Annotated in this window: 13 protein-coding genes; 9 read left to right on the forward strand and 4 right to left on the reverse strand. The window is 74.7% G+C overall.

All coding sequences use genetic code 11. From position 1 onward, the window contains the following. Positions 1-246: 246 nt before the first annotated feature. The 4 genes from ACZ56V_RS06035 (at position 247) to ACZ56V_RS06050 (ending at position 4,666) form a co-directional block, all read left to right on the forward strand. The gene (locus tag ACZ56V_RS06035; RefSeq protein ID WP_398914252.1) at positions 247-774 is read left to right on the forward strand and encodes a toxin; all 528 of its coding nucleotides are present in this window, start codon (positions 247-249) and stop codon (positions 772-774) included. Then, the gene (locus tag ACZ56V_RS06040; protein WP_467377907.1) at positions 771-1,955 is read left to right on the forward strand and encodes an MAB_1171c family putative transporter; all 1,185 of its coding nucleotides are present in this window, start codon (positions 771-773) and stop codon (positions 1,953-1,955) included. The genes ACZ56V_RS06035 and ACZ56V_RS06040 overlap by 4 nt, the downstream gene beginning before the upstream one ends. Positions 1,956-2,058: 103 nt before the next feature. Continuing rightward, a complete protein-coding gene (locus ACZ56V_RS06045) occupies positions 2,059-3,270 on the forward strand; it encodes an MAB_1171c family putative transporter (RefSeq protein WP_467377909.1) in 1,212 nt (403 codons plus the stop codon). Then, a complete protein-coding gene (locus tag ACZ56V_RS06050) occupies positions 3,260-4,666 on the forward strand; it encodes an FAD-dependent monooxygenase (protein ID WP_468939669.1) in 1,407 nt (468 codons plus the stop codon). Before ACZ56V_RS06045 ends, ACZ56V_RS06050 begins: the two co-directional genes overlap by 11 nt. A 40-nt stretch (positions 4,667-4,706) precedes the next feature. On the opposite strand, the gene ACZ56V_RS06055 is transcribed toward ACZ56V_RS06050, so the two are convergent. Together ACZ56V_RS06055 and ACZ56V_RS06060 are read right to left on the reverse strand one after the other, a co-directional pair. Further along, positions 4,707-5,567: an SMP-30/gluconolactonase/LRE family protein gene (locus ACZ56V_RS06055; RefSeq protein ID WP_468939672.1), complete on the reverse strand. Its 861-nt coding sequence runs from the start codon at positions 5,565-5,567 to the stop codon at positions 4,707-4,709. Continuing rightward, positions 5,564-6,337, reverse strand: a complete 774-nt coding sequence (locus tag ACZ56V_RS06060; RefSeq protein ID WP_356371397.1) for an IclR family transcriptional regulator — start codon at positions 6,335-6,337, stop codon at positions 5,564-5,566. Before ACZ56V_RS06060 ends, ACZ56V_RS06055 begins: the two co-directional genes overlap by 4 nt. 141 nt (positions 6,338-6,478) lie before the next feature. Between ACZ56V_RS06060 and ACZ56V_RS06065 the strand changes: the two genes are divergently transcribed. Further along, complete coding sequence (locus ACZ56V_RS06065; protein ID WP_467378471.1) at positions 6,479-7,078, forward strand: hypothetical protein; 600 nt, start codon at positions 6,479-6,481, stop codon at positions 7,076-7,078. 21 nt (positions 7,079-7,099) lie between these two features. Here the strand turns inward: ACZ56V_RS06065 and ACZ56V_RS06070 are convergent, their stop codons facing one another. Then, positions 7,100-7,807, reverse strand: coding sequence for a FadR/GntR family transcriptional regulator (locus ACZ56V_RS06070; protein ID WP_398914264.1), 708 nt, complete (start codon positions 7,805-7,807; stop codon positions 7,100-7,102). 198 nt (positions 7,808-8,005) lie between these two features. Between ACZ56V_RS06070 and ACZ56V_RS06075 the strand changes: the two genes are divergently transcribed. The 4 genes from ACZ56V_RS06075 to ACZ56V_RS06090 all read left to right on the forward strand — a co-directional run bounded on the left by ACZ56V_RS06075 (position 8,006) and on the right by ACZ56V_RS06090 (position 12,545). Further along, a complete protein-coding gene (locus ACZ56V_RS06075; protein WP_467377913.1) occupies positions 8,006-9,418 on the forward strand; it encodes an SLC13 family permease in 1,413 nt (470 codons plus the stop codon). 109 nt (positions 9,419-9,527) lie between these two features. Further along, complete coding sequence (locus ACZ56V_RS06080) at positions 9,528-10,985, forward strand: acyl-CoA synthetase (RefSeq protein ID WP_468939676.1); 1,458 nt, start codon at positions 9,528-9,530, stop codon at positions 10,983-10,985. Continuing rightward, positions 10,978-12,354, forward strand: coding sequence for a carboxyl transferase domain-containing protein (locus ACZ56V_RS06085; RefSeq protein WP_398914269.1), 1,377 nt, complete (start codon positions 10,978-10,980; stop codon positions 12,352-12,354). The genes ACZ56V_RS06080 and ACZ56V_RS06085 overlap by 8 nt, the downstream gene beginning before the upstream one ends. 62 nt (positions 12,355-12,416) lie before the next feature. Then, positions 12,417-12,545 carry a hypothetical protein gene (locus ACZ56V_RS06090; RefSeq protein ID WP_356371407.1) on the forward strand — a complete coding sequence of 43 codons (129 nt, stop codon included), beginning with the start codon at positions 12,417-12,419 and terminating at the stop codon, positions 12,543-12,545. Positions 12,546-12,622: 77 nt separating this feature from the next. Here ACZ56V_RS06090 and ACZ56V_RS06095 read toward each other — a convergent pair whose 3' ends face one another. Then, positions 12,623-16,288: a S8 family serine peptidase gene (locus tag ACZ56V_RS06095; RefSeq protein WP_468939681.1), complete on the reverse strand. Its 3,666-nt coding sequence runs from the start codon at positions 16,286-16,288 to the stop codon at positions 12,623-12,625. Between the last annotated feature and the right edge of the window lie 154 nt (positions 16,289-16,442).

The following is a 16,442-nucleotide window of genomic DNA, read 5'->3' on the forward strand; positions in this document are numbered from 1 at the left end:
ATTCGGACGTTGTCGTTCGGTATTTCGAATGCTGCCCGTAACTTCGAACGGGAACGTAGGTGGGAAGCGCTTGCGCGTCAATGGTTCGGACAGGATCGGCCCGGACTTCACAGAGAGCGGGGACGTCACGGGGAAACGTCCCGGCCACTCGCCGACCGGCGGGTCCCCGGAACTGGCCCGGAGGCCGCGCGTCTTGGCATATTGCAGGGGTGACCGACGGACGGCCGGGGGAACGAGGAGACAGCGGTGCGTACCAGGAAGGAGATGCGTCGTCTCGCTGACGCCCTCATCGACCCCATCCAGGTGGCCGTGCCGGCGGACCCCGAGGTGCTGTTCGAGGCACTCGTCGCCTCCGTCAGCGCGTGGCGGGGACGGGAGGTGGTCGTGCACCGGGCGGCGTTCCCGCCGCACACCGCGAGTGGACTGTGGCTGGAGCGCGAGAGCCACGACGACGTGGTGGTGGACGAACGCGCGGCCGTCTGGCACCAGATCGTGATCCTCTGCCACGAGGTGTGGCACATGAGCCGCCGTCGGGCGGAGGAAGGGGCGGATGCGGGCGACCGGCCCCGGCCGGTGGCCGCGCGCACCGACTTCTCCCTGGCCGAGGAACAGGAGGCGGACCGCTTCGGCATGCTGATGGGCAGCCGGCTGCGCACCTGGCTGGACGCCTCCACCGACTCGGTGTTCGCCGCGGAGGGCGGCGGTCCGGCCAGCCCGCAGAGCCTCGCCGGCCGCATCGGGGCCGCGCTCAACTACCGCGGGACGACCAGATGAACAGCCTCATCAACTACCTGAGTTGCGGTGCGCTCTGGCTCGGTCTCGCGGTGCGGGCCCCCGACCTGCTGCGGCACCGGCACGATCCGTATCTGCGGGCCATCTGCGCGGTGCTGGGACTGGCCGGGCTCTGCTTCCTGCTCGGGGCGCCGCCGACGGTCGGAGCCGTCAACCGGCTGAGCGGCGTGCCCAACCTCGCGGCGCCGGTCACCTACGCGGCGATCACCGGGTACTGCGCCGCCTCCCAGGTCCTCGTCGTCCACTGGCGCGGCGGTCCCCGGGTGCGCCGCACCGCGCGCCGGTGGACGCTCGCCTACGCCGCCGTGGTCCTCGGCATCGCGGTGACCTTCGCTCTCGGCGACGCGCCGGTGGAGCGCCGCACCGATCTGGACACCTACTACGCGACGACCCCGTTCCTCGCCCAGATGATCGTGCTGTACCTGGTCGCGCACCTGACCGCGGTGACCGTCACGGCCGTGTCCGCGCTGCGCTGGGCCCGGCAGGTGCGCGGCGGGCTGCGGGCCGGTCTGGCGCTGATCGGGGCCGGTTCGCTGTGCGGCGCCGGTTACAGCGTCGCCAAGCTGGTCGCGGTGAGCGCCCGTTGGTCCGGGCACGACTGGCCGGCGCTCGGCACCACGGTCTCCCCGGCCGCCGCCGGCCTCGGCGCCCTGCTGGTGGTCGTCGGAGTGCTGGTGCCGCTGGTGACGCCGCGGGTGGCCGAGTGGCGGCGGGCGGGGCGCGCGTACGCCCGGCTCGGGCCGTTGGAGCGGGCCCTGGACGATCTGCTGGTCCGCCGGGCGCTGCGGTTGCCGCGCCCTCGGTTCGCCTCGCCCGCCACCCGCCTGATGTGGCGCCGGACCAGCATCCACAACGCACTCGGTCTCCTGGACGCGTACTGCGACCGGGACCTGTACGACCGGACCCGCGCCGACACGCTGGCGGCGACGGGCGATCCCGGGCTGGCCGGGGCGAGGGCCTGGGCCGCCGTGATCGTCGACGCGCTGCGGCTCGAGGCCGAGCCCGGGACGGTGTCGCCGCCCGGCGTCGGCACCGGTCGCCCCCTGGCCCCGTCACCGGACCCGGCGACCCTCGCGAGGATCGCCGACGTGCTCGCCGGCGCCGTACGGGTACCGGCCGCGTCCGCCGTGCCGAGCGGCAGGACGACGGCGGGCACCGCGTGACGGCCGGCGGGTCCGGCGACGGGCACGACGGGGACACGGCCGGCCGCGCGGGCGCCCGGCACGGCCGGGACGCACGGGTCCCGCACGAGAGGAGTGGTCGGACGTGAGTCTCGTCGTCTACCTGGCGGCCCTGGTGTTCGGCATGACCTCCGTCCTGCTGTTCCGCCGTCCGCGCACCGCCGTGAGCAATCCGCTGACCCTGTCCACCTGCGTGGCGATCGTCCTCGGTGCCCTGGTCTTCGTGTGCGCCGCCCCGGCCACCCTGCGCACCGTCAACGAACTCACCGGCGTCACCAACTTCGGGGCCCCGCTGACCTACGGCATGCTCTCCGCGTACAGCTGCGCGGTGCTGGTGCTGCTGATCAACTGGCGGGGCGGCCCCCGGCCGGTGGTGCGGCGCGCGGTGATCCGCAGCATGGCCGCCTACGGTCTGCTGGTGGCCGCCATCGTCGTGCTGTTCCTGCTCGCCGACGCGGACACCGAGCGGCTGACCGACCTCGACACGTACTACGCGGGCACCCCGTTCATGCGGGAGATGATCCTGCTGTACCTGCTCGGGCACAGCGCGGCGATGCTGGTGATGTGCGCCGTCTGCCTCAAGTGGAGCCGTGAGGTGGACGGTCTGCTGCGGGCCGGGCTGCGGCTCATCCTGCTCGGCGCGCTGCTGGACCTGGTGGGGTTCCAGCTCACCAAGTACACGGCCGTGGCGGCGCGGTGGACGGGCCACGACCTGGACTTCCTGTCCACCACGGTGGCCCCGCCGATGGCGTCGCTGGCGGCACTGGTGTGTTCGGTGGGCTTCGCCCTGCCCAGGCTGCTGCCGTCCGTGCTCGCCCACTGGCGGGGGCTGGACGACTACCGGCGGCTGGGTCCGCTGTGGTCGCTGGTGAGGTCGGTGTCCACGGCGCCCCGGCAGCCGTCCGCCTGGTGGCAGCTGCCCCGGGCCCGGCTCCAGTGGCGTGAGGTCTCCATCCACGACGCCCTGCTCACCCTGGCGCCGTACTTCGACCACCGGGTCCGTGAACGGGCGCGGGACGCCGCCCTGCGCGCGGGCCGCTCCCCCCACGAGGCCCGGCTGGCGGCGGAGGCGGCGATGCTCGCCGACGCGGCGCGCCGGGCCGCCGCCCACGAGGAGCCGCCCGACGCCACCGGGTCCTACCGGCTGCACGCCACCGAGGTGCCCGGCCCGAGCGGACTGGTGGAACTGTCCCAGGCACTGCACCGCCCGCCCGGCCCGGCCACCGCGCCCGGCGGCGCGAACCCGTCGTCCCTGACCGGAACCCTGACCGAACCCGAGGAGCCCCATGTCGCGTAGAGCTGTCGTCGTCGGTGCCGGACTGGCCGGGATGCTGGCCGCCGCCGTACTGGCCGACGCGGGCGTGGAGGAGGTCGTCGTGCTGGACCGCGACGAGCTGCCCGACGGTCCCCGTCAGCGCCGCGGGCTGCCCCAGGGGCGGCACGCGCACCTGCTCATGCCCGGCGGGCTGACCGCGATGGAGGAGATCGTGCCGGGCGTCAGCCTGCGCAAACGGCTGCTCGCGGCCGGCGCGCACGAGATATCCCTCAGCTCGGGCATGCTGGCCCACACCTCCGAGGGCTGGCTGCGCCGGTGGCGGCGCGAGGGGCCCGTCATGCTCACCTGCACCCGGGCGCTGGTGGACTGGACGGTACGGGCCGCGGTGCTCGAACACACGGGGGTCGAGGTGCGCCGGGCGGCCGCGGTCGGGCTGACCGGGTCCGCGGGGCGGGTGCGGGGCGTGCGGGTCTCGGGGCCCGACGCTGAGGCGGACCTGGACGCCGACCTGGTCGTCGACGCGAGCGGACGCGGCACGCGGATCGTCTCCTGGCTGGAGGGGCTCGGGCTGTCCGGCGTCCGGACCCGGACGGTGGACTCGGGGCTGGTCAACGCCTCGCGCGTGTACCGGGTACCGGCCGGGGCGGAGCGGTTCCCGCTGACGATCGTGCAGGCCGACCCCTATGTGTCCCGGCCGGGCCGGAGCGCCATGGTCATGCCGGTCGAGGGGGACCGCTGGCTGGTCAGCTGCGGCGGCACGCGCGGCGGTGAGCCGCCGGCCGATCCCGAGGGCTTCCTGCGGTACACGCTCGACCTGCCGGACCCGATCGTCGGCCGGCTGATCTCCGGCGCCGAACCGCTCACCGACGTGCACCTGAGCCGGTCCACCAGCAATGTGCGGCACTACCTGGACAAGGCGCCGCACTGGCCGGAGGGCCTGGTGGTCCTCGGCGACGCGCTCGGCACCTTCAACCCGGCCTACGGGCAGGGCATGTCGGTGGCCGCGTTCGGCGCCCGCGTCCTGGGCCGGGAGCTGGACCGGGCCACCGGGCTCGACGCGCCCGGCCTGGCCCGGCGGGTGCTGCGGGGCGCGGCGCGCACGGTGGACGCGGCCTGGGCCATGGCCGTCGGGCAGGACGTCCTCTACCCGGGGACGCGCGGCGGCGGGCGGCCGGGGATCGCGGACCGGGCGGTGACGGCGTACACGCGGCGCATGACGAGGGCGGCGACCTCCCACTACGCGGCGGCCTCCGCGCTCTGGGACGTCACCAGCATGCGCACCCCCCCGACCCGCATGTTCCGCCCGGCGGCGGTCCTGGCCGCCCTCGCCGGGCCGCCGCTCCCGCTGCTGACCGGGCCGCCGCTCACGCCCGGCGAACGCGAGGTGCTCGCCGGGCTCGACCGCACGGGGGTGTGAGCCGACGGCCGGGTCGGCACCGCGGTGCCGCGGCGGCCGCTCACCCCGCGAACGCCGGCTGCGCCACCCCCCGCCCCGCGCCCGGCACCACCAGCAGCGAGCCCGCCAGGGGGTGCGGGGCCGCCAGACCGACCCGGGCGGTGGTGAGGTACAGGTCGGTGAGGTCCGGGCCGCCGAAGGCGCAGGCCGTGACACGCGGGAAGGGGAGGGCGACCACCCGGTCCAGGTCACCGGCCGGGGTGTAGCGGCGGACCGCGCCGCCGTCCCACAGGGCGGTCCACACACAGCCGTCGGCGTCGACGCACAGGCCGTCGGGGAAGCCCGCGCCGTCCTCGATCACGGCCAGGGGGCGGCGGTTGGCGACCATGCCGTCCGCGGTGACGTCGAAGACGTCGATACGGCGGGTCGGGGTGTCGGCGTAGTACATCAGCGTGCCGTCGGGGCTCCAGCCGGTGCCGTTGCTCACCGTCACGTCGTCGAGGACGGTCTCGGCGGTGCCGTCGCCGGTGAACCGGGTCAGCGCGCCCCCGCCCGGTGCCTCGTCGTAGCGCATGGTGCCCGCCCACAGGCTGCCGTCGGGGGCGACGGCGGCGTCATTGCCGCGGCGGCCGGGGACGGGCTCCCGGTGCAGCCAGCGGAAGGTGTCGTCGGGATCGATCAGGCCGATCCCGTCCCGCAGGTTGAGGACGAGGCCGCCGCCCGCGCGGGGCTTGACGGCGCCCACGTGCTGGTCGGTGCGGCGCAGCGTGCGCCGGCCGGTGGCCGGGTCGTAGGTGTGCACGCGGGAGTTCAGGATGTCGAGCCACAGGAGGCGGCCCGTCGCAGGGTCCCAGGTGGGCCCCTCGCCGAGGGTCGCCTCTTCGTGGACGGCCACTTCGAAGGCCGTGCCGCTCGTCGTCATGCCGCGCTCCTGTGGCCGAGCCGCTCGGAGAGGTCGGCGGCGCCCTTGACGGCCAGCTGCTCCAGTTCGGCGCGGCGTTCCTCGCTCCAGCGGATCATGGGCACCGAGATCGACAGCGCGGCGACGACGCGGCCGGTGCGGTCGCGGACCGGGGCTGCCACGCAGGAGACGTCCGGGTTGGACTCGCGGCTCTCCACGGCGGTGCCGCGCGCGCGGATCGCGGCCAGGGCCTCGCGCAGGGCGGCCGGGTCGGTGATGCTGTTCGGGGTCATCGCGGTCAGCTCGGCACCGTCCGGGAAGCGCGCGGCGACCTCCGGCTCGGGCAGGGAGGCCAGCAGCATCTTGCCGACGGACGTGCAGTGCGCAGGCAGCCGGCGCCCGGCCGCGGAGACCATGCGCACCGCGTGCGTGGAGTCGACCTTGGCGATGTAGATGACGTCGGTGTCCTCCAGGATCGCCACGTGCACCGTCTCGTCGCAGGTCTCGGCGACGGTGCGGGCGACCTGCTGGCCCTCCGCGGCGAGGTCGAGGTGCTCGGCGTAGCGGGCGCCGAGCTGGTACGGACGCACGCCGAGCCGGTACCGTCCGGACTGCCCGGGGACCGGGACGATGTACTTGCGGGCGGCGAGCGTGGTGACCAGCTCGTGCACGGTGGTACGCGGCAGCTGGAGCCTGCGCACGATGTCGGGGGCGGAGAGCGTGCCGTCCCCGTCGAGGAAGAGCTCCAGTATGTCGAGAGCCCGGGTCACGGCCGGCACGAGGCGTCCCATGTCCAGCCCCCTCCCTGAGTATGTTCGAGATTTCAACAGGCGGTCGGAATAACGAACACAGGCTACTCATATCGCGTTTGCCTGGGCAATGGGCGGGTTCCGGCCGCTCCCCCGGCCCCGTCGGGCCCCCGGTCCGCGATGATGGTCGCCATGCCGACCGGAAAGCAGCCCGCAGGACCTTTCACCCCGCGCGACTTCCAGCTGGTCCTGCTGCGCCGCATGGCCGACCACAACCCCGGCCCGGTGGAGGACGCCCGCCGTGAGCTGGGCGCCTCGGTCGCGGACATGCGCGAGGCCAACAGGCGCTGGCAGGCGATGCTCCGCTCTCCCCGGTCCCGTTCGGCCGCCTCGCGGTACCGCTCGGTCCTCGGCGAGCCGGAGTCGGTGGCGCCCCGCCGGATCGGCGACCTGGAGTGCGAGGCACGCCGGTGGGCGCTGCCCCTGTGGCCGGACCTGCGCTTCGAGGTGCTGGTCGCCGACAAGGGCGTCGTCTGGAACGAGTGGCTGGTGCGCGCTCCCGGCGCGAAGGGGCCCGAGCTGCGCACGCTGGACGACCTCACGCCCTGGTCCTGCACGGTGGACGAGGCGGCCCGCGCCTTCGCACCCGCCCGGCCGCTCCAGGGCTCGGCCCCGACCCGGTGGGGACTGGCCTTCACCGCCCCGGACCGGGACGGCGTACGGCACGAGGTGGTCGCGGAGTTCACCTGGGGGCTGTTGCAGCGCACGGCCGTCGGCGGGTGACGCGGGCCCCGCGTCACCCGGTCAGCGTTCGTCCTCCGGGTCCCAGTCCAGCAGGCGGACCTTGGCGACCGTACGGACGTGGCGGCGCATCGCGGTGGCGGCCTGCCGGGGCTGCCGGGCGGCCACCGCGTCCAGGATCGCCCGGTGCTGGGCCAGGGAGCGGCCGGGGCGGCCGGGCTGACGCAGGGACTCGGTGCGGCTCTCGGCGATCTGGTGGGCGATGGAGCGCATGAACTCGGCGAGCAGGCTGCTGTGCGCCGCCGCCGTCACCGCCGCGTGGAACAGCCGGTCCCCCTCGACGCCGTGCCCGCCCCCGTCGATCTCCTCGGCCATCACGTCCAGCGCGGACCGCATGGCTGCGAGGTCGTCCTCCGTGCGGCGCTCGGCGGCCAGTTCGGCGAGTTTGGTCTCCAGGGCCTCGCGGGCCTCCAGCACGTCCGGGAGGCGCCGGCGGCGTTCGACCATCTTCTCGACCGGTTCGACGTCGAGGCTGTCCCGGACCAGATAGGTCCCGCCGCCGTGCCGCGCCTCCACCAGGCCCTGGACCTCCAGGACCACGATGGCCTGCTTCACCGAGGCGCGGCTGACGCCGAGGCGCTGGGCGAGGTCCCGTTCGGGCGGAAGCCGGTCGCCGGCCCGCAGGCCGCCGTCGGTGACGTACTGGCGCAGCCGCTCCAGCACCTGTTCGTACAGGCGCTGCTTGGTCATGGGCCGCAGGGCGTCGGTCATGAGATCCCCCCTCTCGCCGGGAGCGTAGCACCGGGACCCACGGTGGCCCGGTGGACGAGTGGCTGAGCCAATTATTGCGCGACCTCTTGACGTGGCCCCCGGCCGGGCCCACGCTGACCAGCCAACCGCACCACTCCAAGTGGCTCAGCCACTCGACCACTCATACAGGCAGTCAGGTCAGCACTCGGGAGCCCCCGCATGTCCCCCGAACTCATCTCGATCCTCGTCCTCGTCGTGGTGTTCGTCATCGCCACCACCCGCTCCGTCAACATGGGCGCGCTCGCCTTCGCCGCCGCGTTCGGGGTGGGCACGCTCGTCGCTGACCTCGACGCGGACGGCATCTTCGCCGGTTTCCCCGGTGATCTGTTCGTCGTCCTCGTCGGCGTCACGTATCTGTTCGCCATCGCCCGCGCCAACGGCACCACCGACTGGCTGGTGCACGCGGCCGTCCGGCTGGTGCGGGGGCGGGTGGCGCTGATCCCGTGGGTGATGTTCGCGCTCACCGGCGCGCTCACGGCGATCGGCGCGGTCAGCCCGGCCGCGGTCGCGATCGTGGCGCCGGTCGCCCTGAGCTTCGCCACCCGGTACTCGATCAGCCCGCTGCTCATGGGCACGATGGTGGTGCACGGCGCGCAGGCCGGCGGATTCTCTCCGATCAGCATCTACGGCTCGATCGTCAACGGCATCGTGGAGCGGGAGAAGCTCCCCGGCAGCGAGATCGGCCTCTTCCTCGCCTCCCTGGTCGCCAACCTCCTCATCGCGGCCGTGCTGTTCGCGGTGCTCGGCGGGCGGAAGCTGTGGGCGCGCGGGGCGGTGGCGCCGGAGGACGGCGGCACCCCGGGCAAGGACGCGGAACCCACCGGCACGGACGCCGCCGCCGGGACCGGCACGGGCACGGGCCCCGGTACGGACGCGGGCACCGGCACGGACGCGGGCACCGGCGGCACCGCCCCCGCCGCCGTGGCCGTCCGCCCCGACCGGGAGACCGGCGGCGCCGGGGGCACCGGCGTCCGCCTCACCCCCGCCCGCATCGCCACCCTGGTCGCCCTGGTCGCCCTGGTCGTGGCCGTCCTCGGCTTCGACCTGGACGCCGGTCTGACCGCGGTCACCCTCGCCGTCGTACTGAGCACCGCCTGGCCGGACGACAGCCGCCGCGCCGTCGGCGAGATCGCCTGGTCCACGGTGCTGCTGATCTGCGGTGTCCTCACCTACGTCGGCGTGCTGGAGGAGATGGGCACCATCACCTGGGCCGGTGAGGGCGTCGGCGGCATCGGCGTCCCGCTGCTGGCCGCCGTACTGCTCTGCTACATCGGCGCCATCGTGTCGGCCTTCGCCTCCTCCGTGGGCATCATGGGCGCGCTGATCCCGCTGGCGGTGCCCTTCCTCGCGCAGGGCGAGATCGGGGCGGTCGGCATGGTGGCGGCGCTGGCGGTGTCGGCGACGGTCGTGGACGTCAGCCCGTTCTCTACGAACGGCGCGCTGGTGCTGGCCGCGGCCCCGGACGTGGACCGCGATCGCTTCTTCCGCCAGCTGATGGTCTACGGCGGGATCGTGGTGGCGGCCGTGCCGGCCCTGGCCTGGCTCGTGCTGGTGGTGCCCGGATTCGGGTAGGCCCACCTCGCGGACCCGGCGCGATCCGGCGCGATCCGGCGTGATCCGGCAGCCTTGAACGACAGCACTCGGGCAACAGCTCCCGGGCGACAGCTAAGGAGTACTTCGCGTGTCCTCTCTCTTCCCGGCCCTCTCCCCGGCCCCGACCGGCGCTCCGGCCGACCGGCCCGCCCTGCGGTTCGGCGAGCGCTCCCTGACGTACGCGGAACTCGCCGCAGCGGCGGGCGCCACGGCCGGGCGGATCGGCGGCGCCGGCCGGGTCGCGGTCTGGGCGACCCCGGCGATGGAGACGGCGGTGGCCGTGGTGGCGGCGCTGCTGGCCGGGGTCCCGGCCGTGCCGCTCAACCCGAAGTCCGGCGACAAGGAACTGGCGCACATCCTCTCCGACAGCGCGCCCTCCCTGGTCCTGGCGCCCCCGGGCGCCGAACTCCCGCCCGCCCTGGGCGCCCTGGAGCGCGTCGACGTCGACGTGCGGGCCCGCGGGACCGTCCCCGAGGACCGCGCCGACGACGGCGACCCCGCGCTCGTCGTCTACACCTCCGGCACCACCGGCCCGCCCAAGGGCGCCGTCATCCCCCGGCGGGCGCTGGCCACGACCCTGGACGCGCTGGCGGACGCGTGGCGGTGGACCGGTGACGACGTCCTCGTACAGGGGCTGCCGCTGTTCCACGTGCACGGGCTGGTGCTCGGCATCCTCGGCCCGCTGCGCCGGGGCGGGTCCGTGCGGCACCTGGGCAGGTTCTCCACCGAGGGCGCGGCGCGGGAGCTGAACGACGGCGCGACCATGCTGTTCGGGGTGCCGACGATGTACCACCGGATCGCCGAGACGCTCCCCGGCGACCCGGAGCTGGTGAAGGCGCTGTCCGGGGCGCGGCTGCTGGTGTCGGGGTCGGCCGCGCTGCCGGTGCACGACCACGAGCGCATCGCCGCCGCCACCGGGCGCCGGGTGATCGAGCGGTACGGCATGACGGAGACGCTGATGAACACCAGCGTGCGCGCCGACGGCGAGCCGCGCGCCGGGACGGTGGGCGTGCCGCTGCCCGGCGTGGAACTGCGGCTGGTGGAGGAGGACGGCACGCCGATCGCGGCGCTCGACGGGGAGAGCGTCGGCGAGATCCAGGTGCGCGGCCCGAACCTGTTCACCGAGTACCTCAACCGCCCCGACGCCACCGCCGCCGCCTTCACCGCGGACGGCTTCTTCCGCACCGGCGACATGGCGGTGCGCGACCCCGACGGCTATGTGCGCATCGTGGGCCGCAAGGCCACCGACCTGATCAAGAGCGGCGGGTACAAGATCGGGGCGGGCGAGATCGAGAACGCGCTGCTCGAACACCCAGGGGTGCGGGAGGCCGCGGTCACCGGGGAGCCCGACCCCGACCTCGGGGAGCGGATCGTGGCCTGGATCGTCCCGGCCGACCCCGCCGCGCCGCCCGCCCTCGACGCGCTGGCCGGCCACGTCGCCGGGCGGCTCGCCCCGCACAAGCGGCCGCGCGTGGTCCGGTACCTCGACGCGCTGCCCCGCAACGACATGGGGAAGATCATGAAGCGGGCCCTGGACCGTGACTGAGCGCCCGACCGCGCGGGAGTTCCTCGCCCTGGTCACCGACGGGTCCACCTTCACCGAACTCCCCCACCCGGACGGCGCGTGGCACCCCGACGGCCCCCTCGGCTGGCCGGGCTACGACGCCTCGCGGGCCCGCGCCGCCGAGCGCACCGGCGAGACGGAGTCCGTCGTCTGCGGCACCGGCCGGGTCGAGGGCACCCGGGCCGTGCTCGTCTCCTTCGAGTTCGGCTTCCTCGGCGGCTCGCTGGGCGGCCGCACCGGCGACCGGATAGCGGCGGCGTACGCCCACGCCCGTGAACACCGGCTGCCGGTGGTGCCGTTGGTCGCGACCGGCGGCAGCCGGATGCAGGAGGGGATGCTCGCGCTGACCCAGCTCCAGCGGGTCGCCCGGGAGTCGGCGCTCACCCGGGCGGCCGGTCTTGCGCAGATCGCGGTGGTGCGGGACCCGGCGACCGGCGGCGGCTGGGCGACGCTGGGCGCGGGCGCCGACGTGGTCCTCGCCCTGCCCGGCGCGCAGGTCGGTTTCGCCGGGTCGCGGGTCCGGCCGCCGGACGCCGACCCCGCCGCGTACACGGCCGAGGCGCAGTTGGCGGCGGGCAGCGTGGACGCCGTCGTACCGCCCGGGGAGCTGCGCGCGACGCTGGGCCGGTGGCTGCGGCTGCTGACGGCACCGTCCGGCGATCCGGCGCCGGTGCCGGAACCGCTGGGCGCGCGGGACCTGCCGGCCGACGGCTGGGACGCGGTGCGCAGGGCCCGGGCGCCCGGACGTCCGCGCGCGGGGGCGTACCTGGACGCCTACTTCACCGACCGCGTCGCCCTGTCCGGCGACCGCTGCGGCGGCCGGGACCCGGAGGGCATGCTGTGCGGCTTCGGCACCCACGCGGGGCGGACGGTGGCGTACGCGGCCCAGACGGGCACGGCGACCCGGCCCGCCGGGTACCGCACCGCGACCCGGCTGCTCCACCTCGCGGACCGGCTCGGCATCCCGGTGCTGACCCTGGTGGACACGCCGGGCGCGGCCAATGACGCGGAGGCGGAGCGGGAGGGGGTGGGTCCGGCGGTCGCGGACCTGTTCGGCGCCGTGGCCTCGGTGCGCACGCCGGTCACCACGCTGGTGATCGGCGAGGGCGGCTCGGGCGGCGCGCTGGCCCTGGCGGCGCCGGGCAGCACCTGGGCCACCCCGGACAGTTACTTCTCCGTCATCGCGCCGGAGCACGCGGCGGCGATCCTCAAGCGCCCGCCGCAGGAGGTCGAGTCGACGGCCGGTCAACTGCGGCTGCGCCCGCAGGACTTGACCCGGCTTGGCGTGATCCGAACAAGCGAGCAGTTGTTCCCTGGAACAGGTGATCGTCGCTCTGAAGAGCGTATGTGACTGCAGGGACCACCGATACTTACGGGGTGCGAGCGACGGGCTGCAGACCGTAGTCGACGCACATGTCCCGAGTACGTCCCGGCGGGGCCCGGCGGGTCCCGCACCTGAACAGCGCAAGGAGCTGCACGATCATGAACCTTCTCACCGACATCCTCGCCGGCCTCGTCCACTTCGTCGGCTGGCTGGTCTGACGGTCCGAGAACCCGACGGCGCCGCCTCCCCGTCCCAGGGAGGCGGCGCCGTCCGCGTGCGGGCGAACGGAGGCGGTCTACCGCACGGCCACCGCCCGCAGGATCTCCTGGGTGACCGAGCCGCCCCGGTCGTCGCGCGCGGAGGCCCGCAGCGAGACGTGCCCGGCGTCGCGCGGCACGCTCAGCGTCCCGTGCCAGGACGCCTTCCCGTCACCGCCGCGCAGCCCGACCCGCTGCCAGGTCGTCCCGTCGTCGTACGACACCTCCAGCTTCCCGCCGCCGATCGTGCCGGTGTCCGGGGCGCCCGCCACGTACCCGGCGCCGAGCCCGACCCGCAGCTTCTTCCCGCCGCGCACCTTCCCCGCGAGGTCGGTGTCCACGTCGAAGGAGAGGTTGATCAGCGGCAGGAAGGTCCACCGGTCGTCCGGCGTGGCCGCCGACCGGAAGGTCCACTCGGCGTGGCCCTTCGTCGCGAGCGGCCAGCGGGCCGCGTCCAGCGCGGTGTCGGTGACGAGCCTGTAGGTGTGCTCGTCGGCCGGCGCGTCCCACACGTACGCGGCGGAACTCGGCCCCTGGTCGGCCAGTTCACCGTCCAGGTACACCGACGTGGTCTGCGACATGCCGCTGTCCTCGCTCCACACGTCGCCGAAGCCGGTGTGGTCGGGTCCCGAGTCGCCCCAGCCGGGCGCGTTGAACTGGAGCCGGTTCCCGGCGCGCTGCTGTCCCCAGCCGAGCCCGGTGCCGAGGTAGGGGTGCCACACCGGCTTGAACCAGTTCAGCTCCGCGCGCGAGCCGCCCCGGTACGCGACCAGTCCGCCGCGCTCCTCCAGCGCCTCACCGGCGCTCGTCACGGTCTCGTGCCACAGCTGGCCGGGCCCGGTGGACACGTACTCGGTGCGTTCGGCGGGGTAGTCGATCCGCTCCCGGAAGCCGAGGCCGATCGGGAAGGTGTCGGTGATCGAGTACCGGAACTCGCCGCCGCTCGACGGTTCGTCGCCGTGGTACCTGGTGTGCAGCACGGCGAGGTCGCGGTGGACCGGCTCGTAGGCGAGGTCCCGGTCGGGCACGGCACCCTTGTGTCCCTCGGACAGGTCGTACACGTAGGGCGTGTCGCGGGTGCCGGTCATGTCGGCCCGTCCGGCCTTGCGCAGCCGGGCGGCGTCGGCCGCGGAGACCGTGGCGATCTGGAGCGGCCGGTCGGCGTTGTCGTCGGTGCCCCACCAGGCCATCAGCCGTCCCGGCGCGTCATCGGTGACGAACAGCGCCTTGACGCCCACGTCCTGCGCGGCCCGGGCGAGCGCGGTCGGTTCGGTCCCCTCGGTGAGCCGGGCGAGGACCGCCTTGCCGCGGACGCCGCCCGGGAAGGGCCCGGCCCCGACGTCCCCGACGTCGACCAGGGGCAGCCGGGTGCGGCCCTCGATCAGGGTGCCGCCGGACTGGACGGTCGCCTCGCCGATCCCCTTGACCTCCAGGAGCGGCTTGCCGAGCCGCCACACGGTCCGGTACTCGAAGTCGCCCTGGGTGACCTTCTTCGTGGGCGCGGCGAAAATGCTGTCGTACGTCAGCGGCACCTGGACGGCACCGAACAGGTCGGAGCCGTTCGCGCTGCGGTCGTACTCCATGAGGAGCTGCCGGGTCTCGGTGCGCCTGTCGACCCCGGCGCGGATCTCGCGCAGCTCGCGGCCGTCCAGGGTGATCTCGCGGTCCCGGTCGAGGGCGACCTCCGGTGCGGCGAGGAAGCCGAGGCCGAGGGAGTCGGCGCCGTGGCTGCCGCGCACGTCGAGGAAGGACGACAGGCTGTACGTCCCGCGCGGAAGCCGCAGTTCGAGGGTGCCGGAGTCCGGGACGTGCGCGGGGACGGGGTCGACGCCCTCGGTGAGCCGCTGGACGGTCAGGTCGGCCGGGGTCGCGGCGCCGGAGCGGTCCTTGACGTGCACGGTGAGCGTGTACCGCTCGTCCTCCTTGACCAGCCCGAACGCGGTGTGCGCGAGGGTCTTCCCGCGCGCGTCGGCCGCGACGATCTGCCCGCCGGTGGTACCGACGGGCGCCTTGGACCCGTCACCGGTGACCGTGGTGGCGGCGTTGCCGTGCGCGGGCACGGTGAGGGAGGTGTCGGCGAGGGTGGCGACGCCCTCGGGGGCGCCGCGCACGGACAGCTTCAACTCGACCGGCGCGTCGGAGTCGTTGGTGTAGGTGAGCGTCCTGGTGACGGGCTCGTTCGACGCGTACGGCCAGGAGTAGAAGCCCAGGTCGGCGCTGCCGGTGGCGGTGAGGTCGGCGTCGACGGCGTCCGGCACGCCGACCCGGCCCGCGCCCGTCTGGTAGACGGAGGAGTCCAGTTCCTTCGACGTGGACATCAGCGCGTCCTTGAGCCGCGCGCCGCTCCAGTCGGGATGCTCCTCGGCGAGCAGCGCGGCCACCCCGGCGATGTGCGGCGTCGCCATCGACGTCCCGTCCATGCTGGTGTAGTCGCCGCTGCCCTCGGCGAGCCGGGAGCGGGCGGCGAGGATGCCGACGCCCGGGGCCGACAGGTCGGGCTTGAGCGCGTTGTCCCCGTAGCGGGGCCCGGCGCTGGTGAACCAGGCGGCCTGGTCGGCGGAGTCGACGGCACCCACGGTGAGGGCGGCGTCGGCGGCGCCGGGCGAGCCTATGGAGGACGGGGCGCCGGTGTTCCCGGCCGCGATCACGAACAGGGCGCCGGTCTCGCGGGAGAGGGTGTTGACGGCCTCGGCCATCGGGTCGGTGCCGTCGCTGGGTTCGGTGGAGCCGAGGCTCATGGAGACGATGTCGGCGTCCACGTCCCGGGCGGCCCACTCCATGCCCGCGATGATCTCCGACTCGCTGCCGGAGCCCCCGTCGTCGAGGACCTTGCCCACCGCGAGCGTGGCACCGGGCGCGACGCCCTTCTCCTTGCCCTCGGAGGCCGCGCCGCTGCCGCCCACGGTGGAGGTGACGTGCGTGCCGTGGCCGTGCCGGTCGGCGACCTCCTCGCCCGGGATGAAGCTCCGGCTCCGCGCGATCCGCCCCGCGAGGTCGGGGTGCCCGGCGTCCACGCCGCTGTCCAGGACGGCCACGGTGACGCCCTTGCCGGTCAGTCCGGCCTCCCAGGCCGCGGGCGTGCCGATCTGCGCGTTGGACTCGGCCATGGCCGCGGTGACCCGCCCGTCGAGCCACACCCCGTCGACACCGGCGCCGCCACGGGTGAATTCCCGCCAGAATTCACGCCCCTTGCCGGCTTCCACGGCGGCCCCGCGCACGCTGGGCAGCGACCGTGTCCGCTCGACGCCTCGCGGGGTGGCGGCCCGTGCGCCCTTGGCGTAGGTCACGATCAGCGGCAGCTCGCCGGTCTCGCTGTCGGCCAGCCCCTGCTTCAGCAACTCACCGACGTCGAAGAGCCGTCGGTCGAGGCTGCCGTCGCGCAGATACGGCAGGGCCTCGTCCGGTACGACGGTGGTCCGGCCGCCCGAACTGCTGGTGCGCACGGCCCCGGTGGCGCCCTCGGGCCGCTCGACCGTGACGGTCTTCCGGCCGCCGCCGAGCTCGGTGACGGTCACCCGGTCGCCGGTGACGAGGGTGACGGTGCGGGCCGCGCCGGCCGCGGTGGCCGTGCGGGCGGCCGCGGCCGGGGGGTGCGCCGGGTCGGGGGGCGGATCCTGCGCCGCCGCCGTCCCGGCCGGCAGCAGCGCGATCACGAGCCCCGCCGACAGGAGGGTCGCCCCACGTCTGACTGGTCCTGTGCTCATCCACGTCTCTCTTCGTGTCGTCGTAGATTGTTGTGACGAGTGCTGTGAGCAGTCTCAGGGGGCCGGTGGGGCAAGGAAGTTGACCAGGGGCGGCGGTTAGTCGCCCTGGCGGGTTTCCGCCAGCGGCCGGACGGACCGGCGGCGCGGGGCGGGA

The sequence above is a fragment of the Streptomyces sp. NPDC034099 genome (genome assembly GCF_055575415.1).